The organism is Streptomyces sp. ISL-12 (assembly GCF_018614415.1).
Lineage (GTDB): Bacteria > Actinomycetota > Actinomycetes > Streptomycetales > Streptomycetaceae > Streptomyces.
In genome coordinates, this window is the sequence record NZ_JAGGOO010000158.1 from 53,206 (window position 1) to 64,411 (window position 11,206).

At 73.1% G+C, this 11,206-nt stretch carries 10 protein-coding genes; 3 read left to right on the forward strand and 7 right to left on the reverse strand.

Annotated elements, in window-relative coordinates; all coding sequences use genetic code 11:
• Positions 1-2 precede the first annotated feature (2 nt).
• Positions 3-716 (forward strand): helix-turn-helix transcriptional regulator, encoded by a 714-nt coding sequence (locus J7I94_RS34640; RefSeq protein WP_215173786.1) that lies wholly within the window; start codon positions 3-5, stop codon positions 714-716.
• Between the two features lie 110 nt (positions 717-826).
• The gene (locus J7I94_RS34645; RefSeq protein WP_374198480.1) at positions 827-1,753 is read left to right on the forward strand and encodes a DMT family transporter; all 927 of its coding nucleotides are present in this window, start codon (positions 827-829) and stop codon (positions 1,751-1,753) included.
• Positions 1,754-1,871: 118 nt separating this feature from the next.
• On the opposite strand, the gene J7I94_RS34650 is transcribed toward J7I94_RS34645, so the two are convergent.
• Complete coding sequence (locus tag J7I94_RS34650; RefSeq protein ID WP_215173788.1) at positions 1,872-2,480, reverse strand: TetR/AcrR family transcriptional regulator; 609 nt, start codon at positions 2,478-2,480, stop codon at positions 1,872-1,874.
• Between the two features lie 103 nt (positions 2,481-2,583).
• Between J7I94_RS34650 and J7I94_RS34655 the strand changes: the two genes are divergently transcribed.
• Positions 2,584-3,777, forward strand: a complete 1,194-nt coding sequence (locus J7I94_RS34655; protein ID WP_215173790.1) for an MFS transporter — start codon at positions 2,584-2,586, stop codon at positions 3,775-3,777.
• Between the two features lie 57 nt (positions 3,778-3,834).
• Here J7I94_RS34655 and J7I94_RS34660 read toward each other — a convergent pair whose 3' ends face one another.
• From J7I94_RS34660 to J7I94_RS34685, 6 genes are all read right to left on the reverse strand, one after another.
• Positions 3,835-4,920, reverse strand: a complete 1,086-nt coding sequence (locus tag J7I94_RS34660) for a Zn-dependent alcohol dehydrogenase (RefSeq protein WP_215173791.1) — start codon at positions 4,918-4,920, stop codon at positions 3,835-3,837.
• Positions 4,921-4,999: 79 nt separating this feature from the next.
• Complete coding sequence (locus J7I94_RS34665; RefSeq protein ID WP_215173793.1) at positions 5,000-6,388, reverse strand: aldehyde dehydrogenase family protein; 1,389 nt, start codon at positions 6,386-6,388, stop codon at positions 5,000-5,002.
• Positions 6,389-6,582: 194 nt separating this feature from the next.
• Positions 6,583-7,113: a DUF3574 domain-containing protein gene (locus J7I94_RS34670; protein ID WP_215173794.1), complete on the reverse strand. Its 531-nt coding sequence runs from the start codon at positions 7,111-7,113 to the stop codon at positions 6,583-6,585.
• 21 nt (positions 7,114-7,134) lie between these two features.
• Positions 7,135-8,385 (reverse strand): MFS transporter, encoded by a 1,251-nt coding sequence (locus tag J7I94_RS34675; RefSeq protein ID WP_215173795.1) that lies wholly within the window; start codon positions 8,383-8,385, stop codon positions 7,135-7,137.
• A gap of 92 nt (positions 8,386-8,477) precedes the next feature.
• Positions 8,478-9,869, reverse strand: coding sequence for a CitMHS family transporter (locus J7I94_RS34680; protein ID WP_215173796.1), 1,392 nt, complete (start codon positions 9,867-9,869; stop codon positions 8,478-8,480).
• Positions 9,870-9,992: 123 nt separating this feature from the next.
• On the reverse strand, positions 9,993-11,206 hold a 1,214-nt coding region (locus J7I94_RS34685; protein WP_251076171.1), incomplete at its 5' end, for a molybdopterin oxidoreductase family protein.

Here is an 11,206-nt window from a genome sequence, read left to right on the forward strand (position 1 = left end):
CCATGACCTCCAAGGACCCCGGTGCGGCCGGGCTCGCGCGGCTGGCCGGGCTGATCGCCGACGAGACGCGGGCCGCCTGTCTGCTGGCGCTGCTCGACGGGCGGGCGTGGACCGCCGGTGAGCTGGCCCGGCACGCGGGGGTCGCGCCGTCCACGGTCAGCGAGCACCTGGGCAAGCTGGTCGCGGGCGGTCTGCTGACCGAGGAGCGGCAGGGGCGGCACCGGTACGTACGGCTGGCCGACGACCGGGTGGCGCAGCTCGTGGAGGACCTGACCGCGCAGGTGGCGCCCGAGGCCGTGGCGCGGCGTCCGCGTTCGCTGGCCGCGGCGGGCGCCGGGTCGGCGATGGCCCGGGGGCGCACCTGTTACGACCACCTCGCCGGGCGGCTCGGGATCGCGGTGACCGACGCGCTGACCGCCCGGGGGCTGCTGCGCCAGGACACCGGGTTCGCGCTCACGGACGCGGGCCTCGCCTGGTTCGACGCGACCGGCATCGGGCTCGCCCGCACCGGGCGCCGGCCGCTGGCCCGGGCCTGCCTCGACTGGACCGAACGCCGCCCCCATCTCGCCGGTGTCGCGGGCGCCGCGCTGTGCCGGCACGCCCTGGACGCGGGCTGGTGCGTGCGCATCGGCAGCGGGCGGGCGGTGAAGGTGACGGCGGCGGGGGCGCGGGCGCTGTCGGAACTGCTGGGCGTGACGGCGGACGCCTTGCGCTGAGCGCCGACGCCCTTCTCCGGCGACCGCCGGTTTCCACCGCCCTTCTTCCCAGCCTTCTCCCCAGCCTTCTTCCCAGCCTTCTTCCCAGCGTCCTTCCCAGCCTCTGGAGCATGATGTCCCCCTCCCGGTCGGCGGCCGGTGCCGCCGCGGTCACCGTCGTCCTGTGGGCCTCCGCCTTCGTCTCGATCCGCAGTGCGGGCGACGCCTACTCGCCGGGCGCGCTGGCGCTCGGCCGCCTGCTGTCCGGGGCCCTGGTGCTGGGGCTGATCTGCCTGGTGCGGCGGGAGGGGCCCCCGCCCCGGCCGGCCTGGCGGGGCATCGCGATATCCGGCGTGCTGTGGTTCGGCTTCTACATGGTCGCCCTCAACTGGGGCGAACAGCAGGTGGACGCCGGTACGGCCGCCCTGGTCGTCAACGTCGGTCCGATCCTCATCGCGCTGCTCGGCGCGCGGCTGCTCGGGGACGTCGTACCGCCCAGGCTGCTGGCCGGAATGGCGGTGTCGTTCGCCGGGGCGGTGACCGTGGGATTGTCGATGTCGGGCGAGGGCTCCGCCTCGGTGCTCGGGGTGGCACTGTGCCTGCTGGCCGCCGTGGCGTACGCGGGCGGGGTCGTCGCCCAGAAGCCGGCTCTGGACCGGGCGAGCGCGCTCCAGGTGACGACGTGGGGGTGCCTGGTCGGGGCCGTGGTCTGTCTGCCGTTCGCGGGGCAGTTGGCGCACGAGGCGGCCGACGCGCCCCTGTCCGCGACCCTCAACATGGTCTACCTGGGTGTCTTCCCGACCGCGCTGGCGTTCACGACGTGGGCGTACGCGCTGGCCCGCACGACCGCCGGCCGGATGGGCGCGACCACCTACGCGGTTCCCGCGCTGGTCGTCCTGCTGTCCTGGCTGGCGCTGGACGAGGTGCCGGGGCCGCTCACCCTGGTGGGTGGGGCGCTGTGTCTGGCGGGTGTGGCGGTGTCGCGGTCCCGGGCCCGGTCCGCCACCGCCGGGGGCGATGCGGAACGGCGGCCCGGGAGCAGCGCGTCGCGGGTCTAGTGGCCCGGACGCTCACCGTGTCTGCCGTCTAGTGGCCCGGACGCTCACCGTGTCTGCCGGGTGATCGGCGGGGCGCCCGGCGGTCAGCGGGCCGCCGACGTGTCCGTGTGCGTCAGTGTCAGTGTCCCCGTACGTCCCAGTTCGCCAGCACGGCGTCGGCCGCGGCGTGCAGATGGCGGGCCGGCGTGCCGTCGCACACCTGCGTCGAAATGCCGAGCAGGAAGCTGTGGATCATGGACGTGACGCCGTCCACGTCGGTGTCCTCGGCGAGTTCTCCCGAGGCGATGCCGCGTACGACGCACGCCCTGATGCGCGCCCTGTCCGCCGCGCGGCGTGCCGCCACGACCTTTCGCACCCCGGCCTCCCCCGGCTCCGGTGCCCGGACCGTCCCCGAGAGGGCGACGAGGCAGCCACGGGGGTGGGACGTGTCGGTCTGCATGTCGATCGACCCGTGGAGGAGGCGGGCGACGGCCTCCCGGGGGCTCACCGCCTCGTCGGCCACGACCTCGGTGACGCTGCCCGGTCCGGCGATGTAGTGCTCCACGGCCTTCTCGAACAGTCCCTCCTTCGAGCCGAAGGCGCCGTACAGGCTCGCGGAGGACAGTCCCGTGGCCTCGCGGAGCCGGGCCAGCGATGTCGCTTCGTAGCCCTGTTCCCAGAACAGCAGCATCGCGGCCTCCAGGACGGCCTCCATGTCGAAGGTGCGGGGACGGCCGACGGGGGGCACGGCAAACCTCCTCTATTACAGACTGACTGATCCAGTTTTACACCCGACAGCGCCGCGGTCAATATCGGATCGTTCAACCCATAACTAGGGAGGAACCCGCCCGATGACCACAACGTGCCCCACGCCGATCCGCGAGCAAGCACACGAGCCGTTCCCCGTCCCGGCGCTGGTGGTGATGGCGTGCACCGGATTCATCGTGATCATGACCGAGACGCTGCCGGCGGGGCTGCTCCCGCAGCTCGCCGCCGGACTCGACGTCTCCGAAGGCGGCGCCGGCCAGCTCGTGAGCGCCTACGCGATCGGAACGGTCCTCGCGGCGATACCCGCGATCACGCTGACGCGCGGGGCCCGGCGGAAGCCGCTCCTCCTCGCGGGCCTGCTCGGGTTCCTCGTCGCGAACGCCGTCACCGCGGCGTCACCGTCGTTCACCGTCGCTCTGGTCGCCCGGTTCGTCGGAGGAGCCTTCTCCGGTCTGCTGTGGGGCATGCTCGCCGGGTATGCCCGGCGTATCGCCGCGCCCGAGCACGCCGGGCGTGCACTTGCCGTCGCCATGACCGGAACCCCGGTCGCGCTCTCCGTCGGAACGCCCCTCGGTGCCTGGCTGGGCTCGACGGTCGGTTGGCGCTGGTCCTTCGCCGCGATGTCACTGCTCAGCGTCATCGTCATGGTCTTCGCGAAGTTCCTCGTACCCGACGCCCCGGGGCAGTCGGCGCGGACCCGCGCTCCGCTCGGCCGAGTGCTGGGCATTCCCGGCGTGGCGACCATCCTCGCCGTCGTGTTCGTCTGGATGCTCGCGCACAACCTGCTCTACACCTACATCGCTTCCTACCTGCAGCAGCTGCGGCTCGCGCTCCGGCCCGACCTCACACTTCTCGTCTTCGGCGTCGCCGCGCTCGGCGGGATCTGGATCACCGGCGTGTTCATCGACCGCGCACTGCGCGGGCTCACCCTGGCGAGCGTGACCCTGTTCGTCGTCGCCGGCGCGCTGCTGGCCGCCGCGCAGCAGTCCATCCTGCTCGTGCTGCTCGCGACCGTCCTGTGGGGCCTCGCGTTCGGCGGCTCGGCGACGCAGTTGCAGACGGCCATGGGGGAGGCCGCGGGCGAGAACGCCGATGCGGCGAACGCGGTGCTGACGACCTCCTTCAACCTGGCGATCTTCGCCGGCGGTGCTCTGGGGGCTGTGATCGTCGACGGTGTGGGCGCACGGGTTCTTCCGGCCGGGATGATCGCTCTCACGCTCATCGCCCTCGTCGCGGTCGGCTTCGGCCGGCGCGCGGCCTTCCCCGCAGGGCGTTGAGCGAGAAGTGACCGGATCTCGGAGTCAGCCGGCCGGGCAACCACCCGGGCCGAGCCGCTAGAAGACCACCAGCGCCCGTCCGCCCTTGCCCGCCAGCATGTTGTCGAAGGCGGCCGGGATGCCGTCCAGGGCGATGCGTTCGGTCACCAGGGCGCCGAGGTCCAGGCGGCCGGCGCGGACGTGTCCGGCGAGGACCGGGAGGTCGCGGGCCGGGTCGCTGTTGCCGTAGACGCAGCCGGTCAGGGTGCGGCCCCAGTGGAAGATCTCCAGGGCGTTGAAGGTGACCTGCTGGTCCTTGCCTCCGATGCCGACGACCGTGGTCCGTCCACCGCGCCGGGTCGATTCCCAGGCGGTGCGGATGGTGACCGCCCGGCCCACGCACTCCACGGCCACGTCGACGCCCTGCTTGCCGGTGAGGGCGCGGATCTCGCGGGCGGTGGTGTCGGAGGCGAGGACGTAGTCGGTGGCGCCGGCGGCGCGGGCCAGTTCCTCCTTCTCCGGGGACACGTCCACGGCGACGATCTTCGAGGCGCCCGCGATCCGGGCCGCCTGGAGAGTGGCGAGGCCCACTCCCCCGACGCCGAAGACGGCGACCGTCTCGCCCTCCCGGACCTTCGCCGAGTGGTGGACGGCGCCGTAGCCGGTGAGGACGGCGCAGCCGAGCAGGGCGGCGTCGGTGAGCGGGACGCCGTCGGGGGCGGGCAGGACGCAGGACGCGTCGACGACCGTCTCCTCGGCGAACGCGGCGACGTTCAGCCCGGGGTGCAGTCCGGTGCCGTCGTCGGCACGGCGGGCGTGCGTGTTCGCGGCGCCGGACAGGGCGTTCGCGCACAGCCAGACCTCGCCGAGCGAGCAGGCGTGGCAGGTGCCGCAGGACGGCGCCCAGTTGAGGACGACGGCGTCGCCGGGGGCGAGGCGCTCCACACCCTCACCGACACTGACGACCGTTCCGGCGCCCTCGTGGCCGAGGACGGCGGGCAGCGGCACCCGCATGGTGCCGTTGGACAGGGACAGGTCGGAGTGGCAGACGCCGGCGGCGGTGAGCCGGATCCGGACCTGACCGGGACCGGGGTCGGGCAGTTCTATCCCGGTGATCTCCAGCGGAGAACCGACGGCGGGTACTACGGCGGCACGGACAGCCATGACGGGCGGACTCCCCTGGGACTCGGAACGAACTCGGAGAAACGGGTGCGAAGCAGGCTCAGGACGGCTCAGAACGGGCTCAGAACTGGAGGGACTTGGTCTGGAGGTACTCGGTGAGGCCGTGCCGGCCCAGTTCGCGGCCCACGCCGGACTGCTTGTAACCGCCGAACGGGGCGAGCGGGTTGAACCGGCCGCCGTTGATGTCGACCTGCCCGGTCTCCATCCGCCGGGCGAAGGCGACCGCCTCCGCCTCGTCCCCGGCCCAGACGGCACCGGCCAGCCCGTAGACCGTGCCGTTGGCGATCCGCAGGGCGTCGTCCTCGTCCTCGTACTTCAAGAGGCACAGGACCGGGCCGAAGATCTCCTCCTGGGCGATGGTCATGTCCTCGGTGACGTCGGCGAAGACGGTGGGCCGGACGTAGTAGCCGCGCTCGCGCGGGTCGTCGGGGCCGCCCGCGACCAGCCGGGCGCCCTCGGCGACGCCCTTCTCGATGTAGCCGCGCACCCGCCGGCGCTGCCCGTCGTTGACGACCGGGCCGATCCGCTCGCCGTACTTGGCGGCGGCGGCCGAGGCCAGCTCGACGGCCTCGTCGTACTGGTCGCGGTGGACCAGCATCCGGGTCCAGGCGCTGCAGGTCTGGCCGGAGTTGGACATGACGTTGGCGACGCCGACGTTGACCGCCTTGGCCAGGTCGGCTGTGGGCAGGATGACGTTGGCGGACTTGCCGCCGAGTTCGAGGGCGACGCGCTTGACTGCGGCGCCGGCCGTCGCGCCGATCCGGCGGCCGACGGCGGTGGAGCCGGTGAAGGAGACCAGGTCGACGCCGGGGTGCTCGGCGAGGGCCTGGCCGGCGACCGGGCCGAGCCCGGTGACCAGGTTGAAGACACCGGCCGGGACGCCCGCCTCGTGCACCGCCTCCGCGAAGAGCTGGGCGACCAGCGGGGTGTCCTCGGCGGGCTTGAGCACGACGGTGCAGCCCGCCGCGAGCGCCGGAGCGACCTTGGCGACGATCTGGTGCAGCGGGTAGTTCCAGGGGGTGATGGCGCCCACGACGCCGACCGGCTCCTGGTAGACCGTGGAGTTGCCGACCTTCTCCTCGAAGGCGTACGTCGTCGCCAGCTCGGCGTAGGAGCCGGCCACGGCGATCGGGGCGCCCGCGTGCACGGCCTGGGAGAACTTCAGCGGGGAGCCCAGCTCCGCGGTGACCGTCTCGGCGATCTCGTCCTTGCGGGCCAGCAGGACGTCCCTGAGCGCGGCCAGCCGGGCGCCGCGCTCGGCCGGCGGGGTGGCGGCCCAGTCCGGTAGGGCGGCGCGGGCGGCCCGCACGGCGGTGTCGACGTCCTGCGCGTCCCCGGCCGGGACCCGGCCGATCACCTGCTCGTCGGCCGGGTTCACGACGGCGATCGTGTCCCGGCTCGCGGCGGGTCGCCAGGCGCCGTCGATGTACATGCCGTCTTGTGCCTTCATCGCGTTCGCGTTCCTTCCGGCCGGGCGGTCTCCGTCGTCCGGACCCCAAACTAGCGCCGTTAGTTTTCTGGCACCAGGGTCCGCCCGAATGGCACGGCTCACCTTGCCCGGGGAACGGGGAACGGGGAACGGGGAACGGGGAACGGGGAACGGGGAACGGGAAGCGGGCCGGAGCGACGGACGGGGCCGACGGCTCAGAAGTCGGCGCTGCCCCGCAGATCGACGCGGCCCACGGACTCCTGGCCGAAGGCCTTCTCGTACGCCCTGCGGATCTCCTCGATCCTGCGGTCGCTCGGGCCCGCCTCGGCGACCGGATACAGCAGGACCAGCTCGTACGACCGCTCCTTCGCGATGGTCCCGGTCGCGTCCCGCCACTGCCCGTGTCCGCTCTGCACGGTCAGCCCGTCGGGGAAGTCGGGGGTGACCTCGTCGTCGACGAAGTCCATGAACTGCCGCTCGGTGACGGCGGGTCCGCCGTCGGGCCGCTCGGTGCCGAAGAAGAGCTGGGTCTCCACGTACGGGGTTCCGCGGCCCGGTGCCGGGGAGGCCGCGGCGGAGGTGTCCTCGCCGTCCAGGGCGGCGTAGGCCGCGGGCGCGGCGACGGCCAGCAGGAGTCCGGCCGTGGCGAGGGCCGTCCGGCCCCGCAGGGGAGACCTGTCACGAGTACGAGTACGAGTACGGGGGCGGGGTCGGGGCCGGGGTCGGGGGAAGTCCGTGAGGCGCATGGCCCCTTTTCCTACCGGGTCTCACTCCTCCTGGTCCGGCAGCCGCGCCGGGGCGGACGCACTCGCCTCGCCGGCCGGGTCGGCGGGGCGTGGCGGGGGCACGGCGGCCGGGCGGGGGGCGCGCAGGGCCACGCCCGAGGAGAGCAGGAGCAGGGCGCCGAGCATGACGAAGGGGGCGGCCACGCCCGCGACCCCGGCGATCAGTCCGGCCGCGGCGGGGGCGGCGACCTGGCCGAGGCGGTTGCCGGTCAGGCGCAGGGCGAGGGCGGTGGAACGGGCCTCGGCGGGGGCCGCCTGGACGACGGTCGTCATGGACAGCGGCTGGCCGACGCCCAGGCAGAAGCCGAGGACGACGAGGAGCAGCGCCAGCGCCCAGACCGGCAGGGGCAGTGCGACGCCCGCGCAGAGCAGGGCGGCGAGCAGGCAGGTGACGGTGAGCAGCGCGGTGCGGCCCAGCAGCCGCAGCAGCGGCGTCAGCACCAGCCGGCAGGCGATGGTGGCCGCCGCGCGCAGGCTGAGCAGGACGCCGATCACCGAGGGGGCGATGCCCCGGTGTTCGCCGACCACCGGCAGATAGGCGGTGAGGATGTCGGTCGCGGACAGCACGGACAGGCTGATCAGCATGCCCGCGGGCACGCCCCGCGCGCGCAGGATGCGGCCCACGGGGACGCGCGCGCCCGGCGCCGCGGCGGACTTCGCGGCTGTACGGTGCTCTATGCGCCACAGCGACGTCAGCGCGACCGCACCGCCCGCGCCCGCCGCCACCAGGGCCACCGCGCTGCTGTGCGCCATGTCGGAGCCGCCGATGACCGTGCCGGCCGCGATCGGGCCGACGAGCTGGCCCAGCGAGGCACCGATGGTGAAGTGGCCGAAGTTGCGGTCCTGTTCGTGCGGCGCCGACTGGCGGGCCACCAGTGACTGCGCCCCGATCACGAAGCACAGGTGCCCCAGGCCCATGACGCCGCTCCACAGCGCCATCGCCCACAGGGACCCGGCGGCGCCGCTGAGCGCGCAGCCGCCGGAGATCAGGACGACCCCGACGGGCAGCAGCGGGGCGCAGCGGCCGTGGTCGGTGCGGCGGCCCAGCGGAACGGCGGCGAACAGCGGCAGCAGCGCGTAGACGCCCGCGATCACACCGACCGCCCGCTCGTCCGCGCCCAGCGCCAGCGCCCGGTACGAGACGGCGGGCCGGGCCATCGACACCGCCCCCTGCGCGAACGAGAAGGCGATGACGAGGCGGAGCAGCCAGCCACGGTTCCCACCGGGCCTCATGAGCGAATCCTCCACTGCGGGGTCGGCTCGGACGACCGTTTCGGAAACCGGATCAGACGACCTGGTTCGGACGACCGGATCAGACGACCGGATCAGACGATGCCGAACAGGATGCCCGCCGCGAGGACGGCCAGGCAGGTGAGGGCCGCCCACTTCACGACGAACCGGGTGTGGTCGCCGAACTCCACCTTCGCCATGCCGACGAGCACGTACACCGCGGGGACGAGCGGGCTGGACATGTGCAGCGGCTGGCCGACGATCGAGGCACGGGCGATCTCCAGGGTGGACACGCCGTGGGCCTGGCCCGCCTCGGCGAGGACCGGCAGGACACCGAAGTAGAAGCCGTCGTTGGACATGAAGTAGGTGAGCGGCAGGCTCAGCAGGCCGGTGACCAGGGCCATGTGCGGGCCCATGCCCTCGGGGATGGCGTTCACCAGCCAGTCGGCCATGTGGTCGACCATGCCGGTGCCGGTGAGGACACCGGTGAAGACGGCGGCGGCGAAGACCATGCCGGAGACGTTGAGGACGTTGTCGGCGTGGGCGGCGATCCGGGCCTTCTGGTCGGGCATGTGGGGGAAGTTGACGGTGAGCGCGAGCGCGGCGCCGAGCAGGAACAGCACCGGGATCGGCAGCAGCTCCATGATCATGGCGGTGAGCAGGGTGACGGTGAGCAGCGCGTTGAACCAGTAGAGCTTGGGGCGCAGGGTGGGGCGGTGCGGGTCCAGGCCCTGAAAGCCGTCGTCGTCGGTCCGGTCGGCGCCGCCGCCGCTCGGCACCTCCGTGGTGCCGCCGCCTGCGGCACCCGCGCCGACCAGCACGGTCTCCTTCTCCTCCGCCTTCTCCTCCACCAGCACCTCGTCCAGGATGAGCGTTCCGACCCGCTTGCGCTCGCGCAGGCCGAGGACGTAGGAGAGGACCAGGACGAACAGGAGACCGACCGCGAGGGCCGGGATCATCGGGACGAAGATGTCGGTGGCGTCCACCTTGAGCGCGGTGGCGGCGCGGGCGGTGGGGCCGCCCCAGGGCAGCGTGTTCATCACGCCGTTGGCCATCGCGGCGACGCCGGTCATCACCACCAGGCTCATCTTCAGCCGTTTGTACAGCGGGTACATGGCCGAGACGGTGATCATGAAGGTGGTCGAGCCGTCGCCGTCCAGGGAGACGATCGCGGCGAGCAGCGCGGTGCCGACGACGATCCGCATCGGGTCGGCCTTGCAGAACCTCAGGATCGCCCGGACGATCGGGTCGAAGAGCCCGACGTCGATCATCACGCCGAAGTAGACGATCGCGAACATGAGCATCGCCGCCGTGGGGGCGAGGCTGGAGACGCCGTCGATGACGTAGTCACCGAGGTGGGCGCCCTTACCGACGATGACGCAGAACAGTGCGGGGATCAGCACGAGCGCCGCGATCGGCGACATCTTCTTCATCATGATCAGGACCAGGAAGGTCGCGATCATGGCGAAGCCGAGGATGGTCAGCATGAGTGAGTACCTAACGTTCGCCCTTGAACATCCCACCTGGGACCGGCGGTGCGATGACGTTAGGTGCCGTCGGACGGCGTTAACAAGATGTTGACACGCGAGCAATAAGCGCAAAACTCCAGGTCACGGCGCGAGAGTGAGGGTGACGGGGACGCCGTTGAGCACGGCGTTGCCGGACAGCGGGTCGAGCAGGCTGCCGTCGAGGAGCTGGTTGACGTTGACGCCGGGGTCGGTGGCGGCGTGGCGCAGGCGGGTGCCGGGGCGGTCGTGGCCCCAGCCGTGCGGCAGGCTCACCACACCCGGCCGCACGCTGTCGGTGACCTCGGCGGGGACGGTCACCTCTCCCCCGGCGCCCTTGACCCGCACCGCCGCGCCGTCCCGTACGCCGAGCCGTGCGGCGTCCTCGGGGTGGAGGTGCAGGGTGCAGCGGTTGGAACCGCCGGTCAGGGCGGGGATGTTGTGCAGCCAGCTGTTGTTGGACCGCAGGTGACGGCGGCCGACCAGGACCAGTCCGGCGGGACGGTCGGCCAGGGCCCGCCGCAGCCGGGGCAGGTCGGCGGCGATCGGGCCGGGCAGCAGCTCGACCTTGCCGCTGCGGGTCTTCAGCGGCTGCGGCAGGCGCGGGCGCAGGGGGCCCAGGTCGATGCCGTGCGGGTGGGCGAGCAGCCGCTCCAGGGTCAGCCCGTCGGGCCGGGCGCCGAAGCCGTCGCCGTAGGGGCCCAGGCGCAGCATGAGGTCGAGGCGGCGCTCGGGGCCGTCGGCGCCGGTGAGCAGCGCGGTCAGCTCGCCGGGGTCCCGGCCGTGGACCGGCGAGTGCGGTTCGCGGACCGCGCGCCGGAGGGTCTGGCCGATCACCATGTCGTCCACGGCGGCCGGATCGGTGCCACCCGGGCCGGTACCGGTGCCGGTGACGGCGAGGATCAGCCGGGCCATGATCTCGGTCTCGGCCATGCGGCCGGGCTCCAGGGGGACGGCGGGGCGGGTGTAGCGGACCTGGTTGCGGACGGCGAGGGTGTTGAAGGCGAAGTCGTGGTGGGGGCTCTGCGCGGGCGGGGGCGGGGGCAGGACGACGTGGGCGTGGCGCGAGGTCTCGTTGAGGTAGGGATCGACGCTGACCATGAAGTCGAGGGAGGCCAGGGCCTTGTCGAGACGGTCGCCGTCGGGGGCGGAGAGGACGGGGTTGGCGGCTACGGCGACGAGGGCGCGGAGCGGTTGGCCTTCGGCGGTGTCGCTCCCGGCGACGGCGGTGCCCGCCCCAGCGACGGCGGTGCCCGCCCCGGCCGCAGCGGTATCGCCCCCGGCAACGACCGTGCCCGCCCCGGCCGCAGCGGTATCGC